This is a genomic window from Escherichia sp. TW09308 (assembly GCF_000208565.1).
Classification (GTDB): Bacteria; Pseudomonadota; Gammaproteobacteria; order Enterobacterales; family Enterobacteriaceae; genus Escherichia; species Escherichia marmotae.
This window is the reverse complement of record NZ_AEME01000001.1, coordinates 4,155,332-4,172,854: the sequence shown is the minus strand read 5'-3', so window position 1 is coordinate 4,172,854 and position 17,523 is coordinate 4,155,332. Positions and strand designations below refer to the sequence as shown.

At 45.8% G+C, this 17,523-nt stretch carries 12 protein-coding genes, 1 pseudogene and 1 riboswitch; of the genes and pseudogenes, 8 read left to right on the top strand and 5 right to left on the bottom strand.

The window, feature by feature from the left end:
• Nucleotides 1-981 precede the first annotated feature (981 nt).
• The 3 genes and pseudogenes from ESM_RS1000000129695 to metG form a co-directional block, all read right to left on the bottom strand.
• Nucleotides 982-1,128, bottom strand: a pseudogene (locus ESM_RS1000000129695) (WGR domain-containing protein); the annotation flags it as partial.
• A 12-nt stretch (nt 1,129-1,140) separates the two neighbouring features.
• The gene (locus tag ESM_RS0120155) at nt 1,141-4,980 is read right to left on the bottom strand and encodes a WGR and DUF4132 domain-containing protein (protein WP_001248722.1); all 3,840 of its coding nucleotides are present in this window, start codon (nt 4,978-4,980) and stop codon (nt 1,141-1,143) included.
• Nucleotides 4,981-5,120: 140 nt separating this feature from the next.
• Complete coding sequence (metG, locus tag ESM_RS0120150) at nt 5,121-7,154, bottom strand: methionine--tRNA ligase (protein ID WP_001516682.1); 2,034 nt, start codon at nt 7,152-7,154, stop codon at nt 5,121-5,123.
• A gap of 132 nt (nt 7,155-7,286) precedes the next feature.
• Here metG and apbC point away from each other — a divergent pair, with 132 nt between their 5' ends.
• The 6 genes from apbC to ESM_RS0120115 all read left to right on the top strand — a co-directional run bounded on the left by apbC (nt 7,287) and on the right by ESM_RS0120115 (nt 14,078).
• A complete protein-coding gene (apbC, locus tag ESM_RS0120145) occupies nt 7,287-8,396 on the top strand; it encodes an iron-sulfur cluster carrier protein ApbC (RefSeq protein WP_001005460.1) in 1,110 nt (369 codons plus the stop codon).
• 263 nt (nt 8,397-8,659) lie between these two features.
• Complete coding sequence (locus ESM_RS0120135; RefSeq protein WP_001516679.1) at nt 8,660-8,941, top strand: DUF2574 family protein; 282 nt, start codon at nt 8,660-8,662, stop codon at nt 8,939-8,941.
• 293 nt (nt 8,942-9,234) lie between these two features.
• The gene (locus tag ESM_RS0120130; protein ID WP_000830451.1) at nt 9,235-9,777 is read left to right on the top strand and encodes a fimbrial protein; all 543 of its coding nucleotides are present in this window, start codon (nt 9,235-9,237) and stop codon (nt 9,775-9,777) included.
• An 85-nt stretch (nt 9,778-9,862) separates the two neighbouring features.
• Nucleotides 9,863-10,537: a fimbria/pilus periplasmic chaperone gene (locus tag ESM_RS0120125; RefSeq protein ID WP_000677379.1), complete on the top strand. Its 675-nt coding sequence runs from the start codon at nt 9,863-9,865 to the stop codon at nt 10,535-10,537.
• A 15-nt stretch (nt 10,538-10,552) separates the two neighbouring features.
• Nucleotides 10,553-13,033: a fimbrial biogenesis outer membrane usher protein gene (locus ESM_RS0120120; RefSeq protein WP_000945481.1), complete on the top strand. Its 2,481-nt coding sequence runs from the start codon at nt 10,553-10,555 to the stop codon at nt 13,031-13,033.
• Nucleotides 13,034-13,043: 10 nt separating this feature from the next.
• Nucleotides 13,044-14,078: a fimbrial protein gene (locus tag ESM_RS0120115; RefSeq protein WP_024257705.1), complete on the top strand. Its 1,035-nt coding sequence runs from the start codon at nt 13,044-13,046 to the stop codon at nt 14,076-14,078.
• Between the two features lie 81 nt (nt 14,079-14,159).
• Here the strand turns inward: ESM_RS0120115 and rcnB are convergent, their stop codons facing one another.
• Together rcnB and rcnA are read right to left on the bottom strand one after the other, a co-directional pair.
• On the bottom strand, nt 14,160-14,498 hold the full coding sequence (rcnB, locus tag ESM_RS0120110) for a Ni(II)/Co(II) efflux transporter accessory subunit RcnB (protein ID WP_000153060.1): 339 nt from the start codon (nt 14,496-14,498) through the stop codon (nt 14,160-14,162).
• Between the two features lie 217 nt (nt 14,499-14,715).
• Entirely contained in the window at nt 14,716-15,543 is an 828-nt protein-coding gene (rcnA, locus tag ESM_RS0120105; RefSeq protein WP_000134639.1) for a nickel/cobalt efflux protein RcnA, read from the bottom strand.
• Nucleotides 15,544-15,664: 121 nt separating this feature from the next.
• Here rcnA and rcnR point away from each other — a divergent pair, with 121 nt between their 5' ends.
• Together rcnR and ESM_RS0120095 are read left to right on the top strand one after the other, a co-directional pair.
• Nucleotides 15,665-15,937, top strand: a complete 273-nt coding sequence (gene rcnR, locus ESM_RS0120100; protein WP_000019944.1) for a Ni(II)/Co(II)-binding transcriptional repressor RcnR — start codon at nt 15,665-15,667, stop codon at nt 15,935-15,937.
• Between the two features lie 91 nt (nt 15,938-16,028).
• Nucleotides 16,029-16,124: riboswitch (TPP riboswitch) on the top strand.
• Between the two features lie 66 nt (nt 16,125-16,190).
• Nucleotides 16,191-17,498, top strand: a complete 1,308-nt coding sequence (locus tag ESM_RS0120095; RefSeq protein ID WP_001257777.1) for a tyrosine-type recombinase/integrase — start codon at nt 16,191-16,193, stop codon at nt 17,496-17,498.
• Nucleotides 17,499-17,523 lie beyond the last annotated feature (25 nt).

Sequence of the window (17,523 nt, the reverse complement as noted above, 5' to 3'; positions counted from 1 at the left end):
AGCCTTGATGCCTTGTTCTCGCAGTACAGTGGCAGACCAACTTCTTCCAAATACATTAGTATCCTGATATGGCTCTAATATTTCCAGTATTTGTGGATCTGTCGCTACAAGTTTTAACATTTCCAGTTGTGGAATGTTCATCACTTGATGCAACTGGCGTGCGATATCATGGGCCACTTCGGGTATTTCTGGTATTAAAATAGCAATTAACGGCTGGCGATAGAGTGATATATGCGGCAACGCGACGAGTAATTTAGCAATGCAATTTTGCCAGACTTCCTCTTCAGCCAGCGATAAATGTTTACGCAGACGTAAACTAAAGTTGTCTCTATTCCTTCTATAGTTATCCTTGCTGTAATCTGAATTATTAATAAAGAAGGTCAAATGTTCCTTTTTATAATCAAAATCGAAATCAATTTGCCACCAGTAGATGACAGTTTCAGTTGCGTATTCAATACCGAAGGTGCTTACAATTTCATCCAACAACTCGGATGAGGTTTCATCATTCCAGCTTTGACAAAAACAAATTTCCAGTAAGGTAAGTACAGCCATAGTACGTGCAGACATCTCAGGCTTTCGTGCATTAATTAAGCTGATTGCCTGACTGATGGCATTACTCCATTCATCGGAGCATGAGCTGTAATCGAAAGTCAGATTCTTATAATAGTGGTAGGTTCGATTTGCCAGCCGAGAAATTAAATTTCGTTTCTCAGGTTGGGTGGTTTTTTTTACCGGATCTCCCGGCCAAAGGCGGTGGCTGAGAGCATAGCGAGCAATATTTGGGGGAAGAATAATGGGATCGTTGTCTGCTAACCAGGGAAAATTGTTCGCCGCTACCTGATGATCATTTATGGTGTCTTCCTGTTTTTTCGCTGCGACAGATTCTTTTTTCACTGACACCGCTGTTAATTTAGCATTTGTCTCCGCTTGTTCCACATATCCCTTTTTTGTTTTCTCCGCAATCAGTTTCAGCTCTGCCTTTTCCGCCGCCGCCGCGTCCGCAAAGTTTTTGACCTGGCTTTGCCCGTTGGTGCCGACCTTACCCCAACTGATATGCAACTCGTTGCCTTGCTGCTCAACCGCCCAGAATTTATGTGATTTTTCGTCCTGATAAATATAGGTTTTCATTGCAAAGTCCTTTTAATCAAACAGTGATTCAATATCGTTAATCAGTTCGCTGGCGGTGATGGCATCAAGCGCGGAGAACGTGAGCGAGGGCTGTGTACTGTAGCGTTCCCCTGGTGAAGTCATTTTTACGCTTTCAACAGGTAGCAGGTCGCCATATCCCGTTTCGCCGTAAATCAATGAAAAAGGTTCTGTTTCAAGTTCGAGATCGCCATAAGGAGTAGATTTGCGCATCGCATAAACGCTGCCGCTTTCTTCCAGACGTTGCCAGCCTCGGCGTTCCAGTCCGACAATGCGCCCGGCCTGGCAAAGCCGCCCGCTCCAGCGCGTCAGTTCGTGGGCGCTACGTTCATTATCAGCAAGACGATAACTACCACGATCGAGCTGTTGGAAGGGGGGAAGCAGTTCGTAATCAGCGTAAATTTGTCTGAATGCAGCGGCGGATTCAGCGGGAATTTCCAGCACATGCGGAATACCGATGTTTCCTGCTGGCAGCGTGAATAGCTCATCTTGTGCATCGCTGTAGGTGCTGTCTTCTGCCACGCGGAAACAGGCTATAAGGGTGTTTTCATCGTTATATACTCCCCATAACAGCCGTCGGGTTAAGTGACACATCAGCGGATGTTCCACCAGAAAGAGACGGAACTGCTCTGCCGTCCAGCGTCTGCACTGGCACATGGCTTGTTCCAGACGGGTAATTTGCTGGCTGGCGATAGCACGAACATCTTTTTTCAACTGTTTGAAGAGGATAACTGCGTCAGTTGACAGTGTTTTATCATCACTCTGGTTGGGTTTAGGTAAATCTTTCAGAACTTTGTCGTTTTCGTCGCGCACGACGGGTTTTAAGGTTTCATCAAAACCAACGGTGAATTGGCGTGAGCCGAAATCCAGTGTCAGCGAGCCGTTGATATCAAGCCCTAAATCCGGTGCCAGGCGGTCTTCCAGTTCGGCCATTGTCAGTCCGCGATTTTCAGCGACCATGTTGATTTTGTCGCTGGCATGTTCCTGTAATGCAACGAATTTAATCTTTTGCGCAATACCATTAAGCAACATCAGCGCAATATCGCTACCGATATTGGCTAGCACATCCAAACCATAAACAGCTCTTTTATGCTGGGATTCACCCGGCCAGGCGCGGATGAGCGGGGTTAGTTTACGCGCGGTGTCGTCATTGCCTAAAATCCCCAGCGAGGTAAATGCCCAGTTTTCTTTTGCGGGTGCGCCAGCTTCTGTCCATGCCGTGTAGAGATCCCAGCCAAAGTCAGCCAGTGATTCGCGGGTGAAGGTTTCTTTGATGATCGCCAGCCCAGCGTAGGGGGTAATGTCGCGAGGAAAGCTCAACATTGTGCCGAGGTGGCGCATAGCGTCATCTGGCAGAGGCAGGTTGTTACTTTTAAGCCGTGGTCTGCGCCATAAGGTGAACTGATAAAAGCCGGGCAGTGGGGCGATTTTTGCGGGATATTCTTCCAGCGGGTCGCAATCAAATAATGTTGCCAGCGCAGCTAAAACATCAGGTTGATTATACCCCTGGGCGATTTCCTCAATCGTTTCTCGCTGGTTTAATTTCACCAGCAGGCGGAGCGCCTGGCGGGCACAATCACGATCTTTTCCTTGTTTGCCCAGTGCCACAGGAAGTAGCCCGGCGGTGGCATGGCGTGGGTAATCCGTTAGCCAGTTTCGCGCATCTTCATAAGACATTTTTTTCTGGAGTCGTTGCGCCATTGGCAATGCCAGTTCACTGACACCAAGGAAGAGGGTGAATATCCACAACCGTTGTGGCTCACGTTGCACGCAGGTCATAAATGCAGGAATGGCGGCGCTACCAAAAATTGCCAGAATATCCAGTTCCCCTTTGAATCTCTCTTCATTGATAATCTTGTTGAGAAATTCAATAGACTGCTTACCTGGTAAGTAACAGAGGGCATAAAGGTGCCAGGCATTCCAGGAATGCCAGTGATCGCTGTGTTGGTTGTGATAACGTGTAAATTCCTCTTTCAGCGCCGGAAAGTCGAATCGAAGCAGGGCATCGATGGCGCTTTGGGGGGGCGGAATTTTTTCATACTTTCCTTCGCCTTCACCTTTCATCCATTCATCAAAACCCAGACACCACAGAATTTGCTGTTCTGGCGTAAGGGGAACTAAGTGTGTCTCCCAGCTTGCTTTTTCCATCGGCGGCATGTCGGTAAACAATGTTTGTTTTGTTGCCTGCTGTTGGGCTATTTGCTGGAAGCGGGTGACAAGGTAAGTACGGGTCAGTTTTTTGGTAATCTCTGGAGTGATATCCGAAACAGAAGGAACTGGAAGCACAGGAAGATTAAACGCCTGTGTATTTTTCTCTTTGGTCATCCACGGTGGTGAAACAAACAGCTCCGGCAACATATCCGCAGTGGCATATTCACATTCATCAGTCACAGGTTGCGGACGACATTCAGATAATATGCCTGCTGCTTTAGCATTAACCCAGGGAATAACGTCACATACCAACTCTGGCGTGGCGGTAATCAGTTTGACAAGTGCGTTACGCCACTGTGCATCTTCATGTATTGCCAGTAAAGTTGCATAAGCGGCAATAGCCGCAGCGGGATGTTTTTGGCAGGCTTTGCTTAAGTATTCCAGGTGCTTTTTCTTGCCAATTACACCAAGGATCAGAATTTGAATCGCATCCGGGTGATTCGTTTTCCATAACCATTTGACAAGATCTTCAGTCTCGCTGATGCGCTCGAAGAGATAAGTGGGATTGTCAGAATGGTCTTCCGTTAACTCAAGAAGTATCCGGCTTACACCGCATATCTCATGATTTGCCAGCAACATTGCCAGGTAAGCGCGAAAATCACGATACAACGGTGGGAAGTCGTATTTTTCCGCTGTGCTCAGAGCTGCATTATCGGTTACCACCAGTCTTAACCAGGTCATTGCCGGAACGTTTTGATCTACATAACGTAGCGCCATAGCATTGGCGATATCCGGTCGTTCAGGGATCAGTAGCGCCGCAAAAGGTTGCCGTGCCGGGGAGAGCGAGGGAATGGCGGTAAGTACTTTATCTACACAGCGTTGCCACTCATCTTCTGAAGCGAGTGAAAGATAATGGCATAGACGCTGATGCCAGTCTGGTCGAGATTCAATTTCGAGATCAGGAGCAATATCTGTTGTCACATTTACTTCATACTCTCTTGATAATTCATTAGATATTGCAATTAGTTGCAAAGACAGGATGGCGATCTCAACAGTAGTTTCCAGACCACGGTGAACGACTAAGTCATCAACAAGTTCATCTGCAAAATAAGAGTGCCAGAAGCGCCAGAGCAATGCGGCATCGGATTGCAAGCTCCCTGAGTTTTGGTTTTGCTGGATTCGCATTTGTAACTCAGCAAATGCCTGCTGCCAGTTTTCAGGATAAGAAGTGTACCGTTTATAGGGAAGATACATATTGGTGTTATCTGCGATGCGCTTCCATATTTCACCATCTTTATACAGGTAACCGATTTCTCTCGGCCTGCGGCGATGAGGAAAAGCAAATCGATTAATATCGTCAGTTACCGGAATCGTCGCATCATCAGCAAGCCAGGGGCATTTATTCTTATTTACAGGAGGAGTTTCAACTTCAGGAGTGACTCTGGCTTTGGTGGCTGGCGGGAGATTCACATTTGCCGAAGCGTCTTCCACATAGCCTTTTTTCGTTTTCTCCGCAATCAGCTTCAGCTCCGCTTTTTCCGCTGCTGCAGCGTCCGCAAAGTTTTTTACCTGGCTTTGTCCGTTGGTGCCAACTTTGCCCCAACTGATATGCAGCTCGTTGCCATGCGGCTCCACCATCCAGAATTTATGTGATTTTTCGTCCTGATAGATAAACTGTCTCATTCTGCATCCCTGTATTTTTATCCAGTTGAATACAGATGCTAACAGTATTTATGTAGGTTAGAGAGAGACGAAATCGCAAGAAAACAACTTTAGGAATTTATAAAGAAAAGGCGCTGTCGATGCAGCGCCTTGAAGGGGAATTATTTCACCTGATGACCCGGTTTAGCACCGGCATCCGGGCTTAACAGGAAGATATCTTTCCCGCCAGGACCGGCAGCCATCACCATGCCTTCGGAGATACCGAAGCGCATCTTACGCGGCGCCAGGTTAGCCACCATAATGGTGTGACGACCAATCAACGCTTGTGGGTCTGGATAAGCAGAACGAATGCCGGAGAAGACATTGCGTTTTTCACCGCCGAGATCCAGCGTCAGGCGCAGCAGCTTGTCAGAACCTTCAACAAACTCTGCGTTTTCGATCAGCGCCACGCGCAGGTCAACTTTGGCGAAGTCATCAAAGGTGATGGTTTCCTGAATCGGATCGTCTGCCAGCGGGCCAGTAACTGGCGCGGCGGTGGCTTTCACTTCTTCTTTGGATGCTTCCACCAGTGCTTCAACCTGCTTCATGTCGATGCGGTTATACAGTGCTTTGAACGGATTCACTTTATGCGCCAGCAGCGGTTGCTGGATACCATCCCAGGTCAGTTCCGTATTCAGGAATGCTTCTGCACGCTCGGTCAGTTTTGGCAGAACCGGCTTCAGATACGTCATCAGCACACGGAACAGGTTAATACCCATCGAGCAAATCGCCTGCAGGTCAGCATCGCGGCCTTCCTGTTTCGCCACCACCCACGGAGCCTGCTCGTCAACATAGCGGTTAGCCAGGTCAGCCAGCGCCATGATTTCGCGCACTGCTTTACCAAATTCGCGGCTTTCCCACGCTTCGCCAATCACTTCAGCGGCATCGGTAAAGGTTTTGTACAACTGCGGGTCAGCCAGCTCGCTTGCCAGTACGCCGTCAAAACGCTTGTTAATGAAGCCCGCGTTACGGGAGGCCAGGTTAACCACTTTGTTAACGATATCGGCATTCACACGCTGAACAAAATCTTCCAGGTTCAGGTCGATATCATCGATGCGTGAAGAGAGCTTCGCGGTGTAGTAGTAGCGCAGGCTGTCAGCGTCAAAGTGATTCAGCCAGGTGCTGGCTTTAATGAACGTGCCGCGAGATTTGGACATCTTCGCGCCGTTCACCGTCACATAGCCGTGAACAAACAGGTTGGTCGGCTTGCGGAAGTTGCTGCCTTCCAGCATGGCTGGCCAGAACAGGCTGTGGAAGTAAACGATATCTTTACCGATGAAGTGGTACAGCTCGGCGGTGGAATCTTTCTTCCAGTATTCATCGAAGCTGGTGGTATCGCCGCGCTTGTCGCACAGATTCTTGAAGGAACCCATGTAGCCAATCGGCGCATCCAGCCAGACATAGAAGTATTTACCCGGCGCGTTCGGAATTTCAAAACCGAAGTAAGGCGCGTCGCGGGAGATATCCCACTGTTGCAGACCGGATTCAAACCACTCCTGCATTTTGTTTGCCACCTGTTCCTGCAACGCGCCGCTGCGGGTCCATGCCTGCAACATTTCGCTGAAAGAGGGCAGATCAAAGAAGAAGTGTTCGGAATCACGCATTACCGGCGTAGCGCCAGAAACCACCGATTTCGGTTCAATCAGTTCAGTCGGGCTGTAAGTCGCACCGCATACTTCACAGTTATCGCCGTATTGATCTGGCGCTTTACATTTCGGGCAGGTGCCTTTCACAAAACGATCCGGCAGGAACATGCCTTTTTCCGGGTCGTACAACTGAGAGATAGTGCGGTTTTTAATAAAACCGTTCTCTTTCAGGCGAGTGTAAATAAGCTCCGACAACTGGCGGTTCTCTTCGCTGTGCGTCGAGTGATAGTTGTCATAGCTGATATTAAAGCCTGCGAAATCAGTCTGATGCTCCTGACTCATTTCGCCAATCATCTGCTCCGGGGAGATACCGAGTTGCTGAGCTTTCAGCATGATCGGCGTACCGTGCGCATCGTCGGCACAGATGAAGTTGACTTCGTGGCCGCGCATTCGCTGGTAACGGACCCAGACATCAGCCTGGATGTGCTCCAGCATATGGCCGAGGTGGATTGAGCCGTTAGCGTACGGCAGTGCGCACGTCACCAGAATTTTCTTCGCGACTTGAGTCATAGTAGGCATTACTTCTTAGTAGTGAAAAGGGGTTAGATAGTACCAAATGGGAAAATGTTAAGTAAGTACTTATCTATTTTCTTCAGGTAAACTATTTAGCTGATGGTTTATCTATATAAATAAGGAGTCGGGATGAACGAACAATCCCAGGCCAAATCACCAGAAGCCTTGCGCGCAATGGTCGCCGGGACACTGGCTAATTTTCAGCACCCAACCCTGAAGCATAACCTCACCACGCTGAAAGCATTGCATCATGTCGCCTGGATGGACGACACGCTGCATGTGGAACTGGTTATGCCGTTCGTCTGGCATAGCGCGTTCGAAGAGTTAAAAGAGCAATGTAGCGCCGAATTGCTGCGTATCACCGGGGCAAAAGCTATCGACTGGAAACTGTCGCATAGCATTGCCACGCTGAAACGCGTTAAAAATCAGCCGGGAATTAACGGCGTGAAGAACATTATCGCGGTCAGTTCCGGCAAAGGCGGCGTGGGTAAATCCTCCACGGCGGTAAACCTGGCGCTGGCGCTGGCGGCGGAAGGAGCGAAAGTCGGCATTCTGGATGCCGACATTTATGGCCCGTCGATCCCAACCATGCTGGGGGCAGAAAATCAGCGTCCGACCTCGCCGGACGGCACTCACATGGCGCCGATTATGTCTCATGGTCTGGCAACCAACTCGATTGGTTATCTGGTCACTGACGACAATGCGATGGTGTGGCGCGGCCCGATGGCCAGCAAGGCGCTGATGCAAATGTTGCAAGAAACCTTATGGCCCGATCTGGACTATCTGGTGCTTGATATGCCGCCAGGCACCGGTGATATTCAATTGACACTGGCGCAGAATATTCCAGTGACCGGTGCTGTAGTGGTCACTACGCCGCAAGACATCGCATTGATTGATGCGAAAAAAGGCATTGTAATGTTCGAGAAAGTCGAAGTGCCGGTACTGGGCATTGTCGAGAACATGAGCGTGCATATCTGCAGTAATTGTGGTCACCACGAGCCGATTTTTGGCACCGGTGGTGCAGAGAAACTGGCTGAGAAATATCACACGCAGTTGCTGGGTCAGATGCCGCTGCACATTAGCCTGCGTGAAGACCTCGACAAAGGCACACCGACCGTTATCAGCCGTCCAGAGAGCGAATTTACCGCTATCTATCGTCAACTGGCTGACCGCGTTGCTGCCCAGCTCTACTGGCAGGGAGAAGTTATTCCTGGCGAGATCTCCTTCCGCGCAGTCTAACGCGTATTAACCTTTCTGGGTACACTTCATACACCGCAGCAATGTTACATTGATGCGGTGTATTTATTTTTGCAGCTATAATGAACAGCTTTTTTAATGCTGCGAATATTCTGCGGATCTTCGTCCGAAACTGAACAAAGTAGATTGATCGTGCAGGCAATGCCCATTTACCATCCTTCGTGGCTGTGTAGTGGATGTACAGCTATAGTTTGTTATGCACTCAATCTATCCAGGCATAACCTTTACTACAGGGATAACGTTCAATGAATAAGTATTGGCTGTCAGGAATTATTTTTCTCGCCTATGGATTGGCGTCTCCCGCGTTTTCATCAGATACCGCCACATTAACTATCAATGGCAGGATCAGCCCCCCGACATGCAGTATGGATATTGTTAATAGCCAGCCCCAACAGCATTGCGGTCAGGTATTGCAAAGCGTTGATTCCCGCCATCGGATTTCTTCACCGGTAAAAGGCGTCACGACAGAGCTGGTTGCTGCGGGTAATGGGAACAAACGGCAAATCGTTTTAAATCGCTACGATTAAATCTGGCAATATCGGGGTTAAAGAGTTTAGAAAGCTGAAATCATTCATGTGAATGATTTCAGCTTTTTTATTGATATTAAAAATGACAGCTACAGTAATTCGTATTAATTAATAGATTTGATAAATATTTAATACCATTAGCTATTTGTTGCGTTTATATTGCAATAGTTAATTTGCTTTAAATCAATAAAACAATATGTTTACATTGCGGTAACTTTTGAAGCATGAGAAATTTGTTCCCAGGAGATACAGACTCTTAACAACCAAAAATAAATTCTATTAAGGAACATGTTATGAAACGTTCAATTATTGCTGCCGCTGTCTTTTCTTCTTTTTTCATGAGTGCTGAGGTATTTGCTGCTGATGTTGATACCGGGACTTTAACCATTAAAGGGAATATTGCAGAGTCCCCATGTAAATTCGAAGCAGGTGGTGATTCAGTAAGTATTAATATGCCGACTGTACCAACTACTGTCTTTGATGGTAAATCTAAATATTCTACCTATGATGATGCGGTCGGTGTAACCAGTAGCATGTTAAAAATTAGCTGTCCGAAAGAGGTTGCTGGTGTAAAACTTTCGTTGATTACCAACGATAAAATAATTGGCAACGATAAAGCTATAGCCAGTAGTAACGATACCGTGGGCTACTATCTCTATTTAGGTGATAACAGCGATGTCCTGGATGTTTCTGCACCTTTTAATATTGAAAGTTATAAAACAGCGGATGGTCAATATGCGATCCCGTTTAAAGCGAAATATCTGAAACTGACAGAAAACTCAGTGCAATCAGGTGATGTAGTATCTTCTTTAGTTATGCGTGTAGCCCAGGATTAATAATTAAATAAATTTGCAAGTTTCTCCAGGTAATAAACATGGCCGCTATCCCCATGGCGGCTTTTTAATTTAAAGAGGAATTAAGATGAAAGGATTATTACCCTTGCTCATCTCTTCGATGGTTTTTCCTGCACATGCCGGAGTTGTTATCTACGGGACACGTATTATTTACCCGGCAGAAAAAAAAGAAGTGATGGTACAGTTGATGAATCAGGGTGATCGCTCTTCGCTGCTTCAGGCGTGGATTGATGATGGTGATACTTCACTCCCACCAGAAAAAATCCAGGTTCCTTTTATGTTAACGCCACCAGTGGCAAAAATAGGGGCAAATTCCGGGCAGCAAGTAAAAATTAAAATCATGCCGAATAAACTGCCCACTAATAAAGAGAGTATTTTTTATCTGAATATTCTGGATATTCCACCAAATAGTCCAGAACAAGAAGGCAAGAATGCACTGAAGTTTGCGATGCAAAACAGAATTAAATTGTTTTATCGACCGGCGGGTATCCCACCGGTAAACAAAGCAATATTTAAAAAATTGCTGGTGAATCGCAGTGGTAATCATTTGGTGATAAAAAATGACTCAGCGAATTGGGTAACGATTTCTGATGTAAAAGCCAATAATGTCAAAGTTAATTATGAAACTATCATGATTGCACCATTAGAAAGTCAGAGCGTTAACGTCAAAAATAATAATGCAAATAGCTGGCATCTGACCATTATTGATGATCATGGCAACTATATTAGTGACAAAATTTAATTGCAGGAGCTGCCTATGTTGAGAATGACCCCACTTGCATCAGCAATCGTTGCGTTATTGCTCGGCATTGAAGCTTATGCGGCTGAAGAAACCTTTGATACCCATTTTATGATGGGTGGAATGAAAGACCAACAGGTTGCTCATATTCGTCTGGATGATAATCAACCTTTGCCTGGCCAATATGAAATCGATATTTATGTTAATAAACAATGGCGCGGTAAATATGAAATTAGCGTTAAAGATAATCCGCAAGAAACGTGTTTATCGAGGGATATTATCAAACGGTTAGGTATTAATACCGATAACTTTGCCAGCGACAAGCAATGTTTAACATTAGAGCAACTTGTTCAGGGGGGGAGTTATGCCTGGGATATCGGCGTTTTTCGTCTCGATTTCAGTGTTCCGCAAGCCTGGGTGGAAGAGCTGGAAAGTGGCTATGTTCCACCGGAAAACTGGGAACGGGGAATTAATGCGGTTTACACCTCTTATTATGTGAGTCAGTATTACAGCGACTATAAAGCGTCGGGAAATAGCAAAAGTACCTATGTACGTTTTAACAGCGGGTTAAATTTTCTGGGGTGGCAACTGCATTCTGATGCCAGTTTTAGCAAAACAGATAACAATACAGGGGAGTGGAAAAGCAATACACTGTATCTGGAACGTGGATTTTCTCAAATTCTCGGCACGCTGCGTATTGGTGATATGTACACGTCAGCCGATATATTTGATTCCGTTCGCTTCAGCGGAGTTCGGTTATTTCGTGATATGCAGATGTTGCCAAACTCGAAGCAAAATTTTACCCCGCGGGTACAGGGGATTGCCCAGAGTAACGCGCTGGTAACTATTGAACAGAACGGTTTTGTCGTTTATCAGAAAGAGGTTCCACCAGGCCCGTTTTCGATTAGTGATTTGCAGTTAGCGGGCGGAGGTGCGGATCTTGATGTGAGTGTTAAGGAAGCCGATGGTTCAGTTACTACATATCTGGTGCCTTATGCGGCAGTACCTAATATGCTGCAACCCGGCGTGTCGAAATATGATTTTGCAGCGGGCCGTAGTCATATTGAAGGTGCGAGCAAGCAAAGTGATTTTGTCCAGGCAGGTTATCAGTATGGTTTTAATAACTTATTGACGCTGTATGGCGGCACGATGATTGCTAATAATTACTACGCGTTTACCCTGGGAACAGGTTGGAACACGCGCATTGGCGCAATTTCAGTCGACGCAACTAAATCGCACAGTAAGCAAGACAATGGTGATGTGTTTGACGGGCAAAGTTATCAAATTGCTTATAACAAATTTTTGAGCCAAACATCGACACGTTTTGGTCTGGCGGCCTGGCGTTATTCGTCGCGTGATTACCGGACGTTTAACGATTATGTGTGGGCAAATAATAAAGATAATTATCGTCGTGATAAAAACGATGTCTATGACATTGCCGATTATTACCAGAATGATTTTGGTCGCAAAAATAGCTTTTCCGCCAATATGAGTCAGTCAATGCCAGAAGGCTGGGGATCTGTGTCATTAAGTACTTTATGGCGGGATTACTGGGGGCGTAGCGGCAGCAGTAAAGATTATCAGTTGAGTTATTCCAATAATTTGCAACGGATAAGCTATACCCTCGCGGCAAGTCAGGCATATGACGAGAATCATCATGAAGAGAAACGCTTTAATATTTTTATATCGATACCCTTTGACTGGGGAGATGACGTTACGACGCCTCGTCGGCAAATATATATGTCTAACTCAACGACGTTTGATGATCAGGGTTTTGCCTCAAATAATACGGGATTATCAGGAACAGTAGGGAGTCGAGATCAGTTCAATTATGGTGTCAACCTGAGTCATCAACATCAGGGAAATGAAACGACAGCAGGGGCGAATTTAACCTGGAACGCGCCTGTGGCGACAGTGAATGGCAGTTATAGTCAGTCGAGTAATTATCGGCAGGCTGGAGCCAGTGTTTCAGGGGGCATTGTCGCCTGGTCGGGTGGCGTTAATCTGGCGAATCGTCTTTCTGAAACTTTTGCCGTGATGCATGCGCCGGGAATTAAAGATGCTTATGTGAATGGGCAAAAATATCGCACCACGAACCGTAATGGTGTCGTGATATACGACGGAATAACTCCTCATCGGGAAAATCACCTGATGCTGGATGTATCGCAAAGTGACAGTGAAACAGAATTACGCGGTAACCGTAAAATTGCCGCCCCTTATCGCGGCGCGGTCGTTCTGGTCAATTTCGACACCGATCAACGCAAACCCTGGTTTATAAAAGCATTAAGAGTGGATGGGCAACCGTTAACATTTGGCTACGAAGTCAATGATATCCACGGTCATAATATTGGCGTTGTCGGCCAGGGAAGTCAGCTTTTTATTCGCACCAATGAAATACCACCAGCGGTTAATGTGGCAATTGATAAGCAACAAGGGCTTTCATGCACAATCACCTTCGGTAAAGAGATTGATGAAAGTAAAAATTATATCTGTCGGTGAGAGGTGGAATATGATTTTCAGAAATGGAATGTTACTAATTTTTATTTTATGGGCTAATTTTACCTGGGCTGGATGTCGTACCACTGCATCATTAAATATTACTGATAGTATTAATGTGGGGGAGATTTTAGCGAATGAGGTTTCCTTTAGTAAAAGTGCCGTGTTTACGGGGATATCTTGTGATACGAGCACGGATAAAATAGTCTATAAAAATATCCAAAGTGATTGGGTTGAAGTTGGACCTTTTGGTAATGGCGAAAAGTTAAAGGTTAAAATAGAGTCTTTAGGTAAAACCAGTGACACGATTGGGAAATCCAGCAATGCGCAGGCAGTATTACCCTATGTGGTTAAAATATCCAAAGGTACACCTGATTTTACTGGAGAAAGAAAACCTACCTGGTTTATTTCAGATACTGTGATTGCAAATATTGGCGGTGAGTCATCTTCATCCATTGACTTTTGGTTGGGCATTTGTAAGACATTGAAGATTAACTGGTGTGTAAGTTATCTCACCAGTAAACTGGCGGGGGATACATTTACGCTTGGGTTAAGTATTTCCTATTATCCTAAAAATACGACCTGTAAGCCTGAAAACACAATAATAAAAGTAGATGATATTGCCTTGTCCCAACTCAGAAGTCAGGGAAAGATTACGGCGAACAGTAAGGAAGGAATAATTACGTTGAAGTGTGATAATCTTTTCGGCGGCACAAAACAAGCATCGCGGAATATGGTCGTATATCTTTCCAGCAGTGACTTAGTTACAGGAAGCAATACAATTTTGCGTGGCAACATAGATAATGGTGTAGGATTTGTTTTGGATCTAAAAGAACCACCAAAAGGGACTGAAGCAGCCATCAAAATTTCTGCTAGCGGCGATCAGGGCGCGGCGACATCATTATGGAAAACAGATAAACCCGGAGCTCCTTTAAATAGTAATATTATTAATATACCTGTCCTGGCCAGTTACTATGTATACGATAAAAATAAAGTTAAATCGGGTGCACTTGAGGCAACCGCACTGATCAACGTGAAATACGACTAATAACAAACAAGACGAGCAAGTGGCTAATAATAAAAAATAATAAGGTGTCTGCATTTCCCCCTCTCTCCGAGGGGGCTTTTTTTAGCGATGATAAAAAATCTCACCGTCGTAGGCTTTAATGATTTTTCCGTCGGTATCATTGATCAGCACATATGCACCGCCCATATAGGTCCAGTGGGTTCCAGCGTCAGGTGCGGGCAAGTTACGCAACTGCCACTGCTTAATGTTGTACTCATCGGTACGGTACATTTCTGGTACGGTGTCACCTGGTTTGAAATGCTTGAAGTCAGCAATGAAACTGCTTAACTCATACTTCGAAATTCCCGAGGCATTGGTCGAACCCGCGGTGGCTGGTGCGGCCCATGCTGCGCTGGTTACCAGCAAAAGCGCACCCAGCAACATCTTATTTTTTATGGTCATATACTCTCCACTTTGGGGATCAGTAAAATCAGTCGCATATCTTTCCTGCCATACAATATAACCGACAAGAGATATTTTGTTAGTGATCCCATGATTTCGTAAAAAGTGTAAATGAAAGGATGCAGCAAAAGCATCCTCATTGAGCGAGAAGTGAGCGGAATAAGCTGATTTAAGAATCATCCTGGGCTAAAGGGATAACGAAGCCCAGGTGATTGTTTTATCTCATAATACCCATAAAGCCATGCACTCCCATATACAATCCGACTAAACCAATTAACAGACTGGAAAAATAGGGGGCGCGTTTAGCGAGAGTGTTAAATCCGCTCCAGCGTTTTGCAACCTGCTGAACACTGATTGCTGCGCCAACGCCTACGGTGACCAGCGTTAATGCCAGGCCGATGCTGAAACTGACGACCAGAGTTGCACCCAATGTGAGGGCTTTCAACTGAATGCAAATCAACAACACTGTTATTGCCGCAGGGCAGGGGATAAGCCCGCCGGTTAAGCCAAACAGCAAAATTTGCCAGTTGGTGACCTCTCTACCATCAAAGCGTCGTTTAATGTCACTGGCATGGGCCAGCGCATGAGCATCCTGATACTCGTCGCTCTGACCATGCTCGTGATGGTGATGATGTTCGTGATCATGGTCGTGATGATGTTCATGGTCATGATGGTGATGCTCGTGCATATTCTCAAGCCAGTTTCTTTCACCGCGCCAGGTACGCCAGAACATCCAGAATGCGGTGCCAAGAATGATCACCGCGGAAATCAACTGAAGCCACGGCTCCGCTGACTGCGCAGTAAAGCGTTTGCTGATCACCATCCCGCCAAAGGCAATCAACCAGACCACCGCCGTATGTGAAATAGTTGCCGCCAGTCCAAGCATCACCGCCTGTTTAATGGTGCCTTTAATGGCGATGATAAACGCTGCCATCATCGTTTTTGAGTGCCCTGGCTCCAGCCCATGAAGCGCACCAAGTAAGATGGCGCTGGGGATGAAAAACCAGGCGTTTCCTTGCTGAAGAAGAGTGGTAAATTCGGTCATGATAATAATTCTTAGTATTAAATCGACGCCCTGATTCTACTCCCCCCCCAATACATTATACTACCCCCCAGTAGATTAATAGTGCTATGATTTTTCATTATCTTGTTAACCAGGTGTTGCCATGTCTCATACCATCCGTGACAAACAGAAACTGAAAGCGCGCGCCAGTAAGATTCAGGGACAGGTTGTTGCGCTCAAGAAAATGCTCGACGAGCCGCACGAATGTGCTGCCGTACTACAACAGATTGCCGCCATTCGTGGTGCGGTAAACGGCTTGATGCGAGAAGTGATTAAAGGCCATCTGACGGAACACATTGTTCATCAGGGCGATGAATTAAAGCGTGAAGAAGATCTGGATGTCGTTCTGAAGGTGCTGGATTCTTATATAAAATAATTTCACAACGTTATTGTAATATCGCCGTTTTTCCTCGTTTACAACGTGTGCGCGGGGCCTTACCATCCTTATCTGCGATCCATCATCGCAACCAAACGACTCGGGGTGCCCTTCTGCGTGAAGGCTGAGAAATACCCGTATCACCTGATCTGGATAATGCCAGCGTAGGGGGCCAAAATAGTCTTGAAAATTATGTGGTTGTATCTCTTTTTGACCATAAATCATGCTGTTAAGGTACAAAAAGGGGTCGTTTATGAGGTCAAGAACTCTCCCATACACATTTCAGCGAAACGGTAATTACTATCTACAAATCCGGCTTTCGGATGGTCGGATATACAAAAAATCACTTTTTACTGACAGTTATCGCGAAGCATCGGCGTTGATGATTGGCCTTACTCCGCACATTCCTTTCGTTAAATCACTCGCTACTCCGTTGCCGCAATTTAATAAGTTTGTTTCAAACTTGATCGCTTCGTCACGTAACGTAATGATTCCGTTGCCACTCCCTCAGCAATTGAACAATATTTCTAAAGAAGTTTTGCAGCTTCAACCACCAGCCAAACCGGAAAAGGTGCTAACACTTGTTGATGCGTGGGCTATGTACAAGGAGGAAAGAGGTCGAAATTGGACAAAATCGATCTCAATGGCAAATGAGCGTTATATGGAGGTATTGCTTGTTGTCTTGGGAAAAGAAACAGACGTAACGGCAATCACCAAACAAGATATTAAGCGAGTAATGGAAACTGTCGAAAACTTACCAAAGCGTGTAGTGCAACCGTATAGGTCAATGACTATTCAGCAACTAATCGAATGTGATGATGTGCTGCCAGAGGATTTAGTTGGTGCTGAGGCTGTACATAAGCACCTTAAAATCTACAAATCGTTATTCAAAACATTTCTGACTGAAAACAAAGATATTCTATCTAAGTCTCCGACTGATGGAATAGTAGCGGCACCATCCAAAGCTAGGTTTGGTGCATACAGTGCAGCAGAAATGAAAAAATTTGTAGGATGGGCACTAAAGCAGCCTGATGGATGGCAGAAGTGGATCACTTTGTTGTTGGCGTACACAGGAGCCAGAAGAGGTGAGATTGCTAAACTGGAGAAGTCGCAGATCAAATTTGATGAAGATAGCCAGCGGCACTATCTTCTGATCGCGGAAAGAAGGCTGGGTAAAACTGAGAATGCTACAAGACAGGTAGTGATTCATCCCAAACTGATTGAGTGGGGGTTTCTGGATTTTGTTAACCGCCAATGGAAAGATAAAATCTTTTCGGAAGTCTCAGGTCGAAATATGTCAAAGATAGGTAAAGTTCTTTCAGATGTTCGTGATCAGCTTGATATTCCTTATCTTGATGATTATGGGCAGCGGCGCTTGGTGCATAGTTTCCGGCATACTATGATTTCTACTTGTTTAGCTGGTTGGGTGAGTAATTTGGCGCATCTGCAACAGGTGGTAGGTCATGAAAAGAGTGGAGTAGGGATTACCCAGCGTTATCTGCACACATTCCCACTTTCCACCGTTTGTTATGTGATCGATGGTCTTTGTTGGGAGACTTAGTTATTCGTGTATCTTTCTTAGTGTA

Coding starts and splice junctions, on each gene's coding strand:
- rcnB (WP_000153060.1), bottom strand. CDS start 14,498: ATGACCATAAAAAATAAGATGTTGCTGGGTGCGCTTTTGCTGGTAACC.
- ESM_RS0120135 (WP_001516679.1), top strand. CDS start 8,660: ATGAATAAGTATTGGCTGTCAGGAATTATTTTTCTCGCCTATGGATTG.
- ESM_RS0120095 (WP_001257777.1), top strand. CDS start 16,191: ATGAGGTCAAGAACTCTCCCATACACATTTCAGCGAAACGGTAATTAC.
- rcnA (WP_000134639.1), bottom strand. CDS start 15,543: ATGACCGAATTTACCACTCTTCTTCAGCAAGGAAACGCCTGGTTTTTC.
- rcnR (WP_000019944.1), top strand. CDS start 15,665: ATGTCTCATACCATCCGTGACAAACAGAAACTGAAAGCGCGCGCCAGT.
- ESM_RS0120155 (WP_001248722.1), bottom strand. CDS start 4,980: ATGAGACAGTTTATCTATCAGGACGAAAAATCACATAAATTCTGGATG.
- ESM_RS0120130 (WP_000830451.1), top strand. CDS start 9,235: ATGAAACGTTCAATTATTGCTGCCGCTGTCTTTTCTTCTTTTTTCATG.
- ESM_RS0120115 (WP_024257705.1), top strand. CDS start 13,044: ATGATTTTCAGAAATGGAATGTTACTAATTTTTATTTTATGGGCTAAT.
- metG (WP_001516682.1), bottom strand. CDS start 7,154: ATGACTCAAGTCGCGAAGAAAATTCTGGTGACGTGCGCACTGCCGTAC.
- apbC (WP_001005460.1), top strand. CDS start 7,287: ATGAACGAACAATCCCAGGCCAAATCACCAGAAGCCTTGCGCGCAATG.
- ESM_RS0120125 (WP_000677379.1), top strand. CDS start 9,863: ATGAAAGGATTATTACCCTTGCTCATCTCTTCGATGGTTTTTCCTGCA.
- ESM_RS0120120 (WP_000945481.1), top strand. CDS start 10,553: ATGTTGAGAATGACCCCACTTGCATCAGCAATCGTTGCGTTATTGCTC.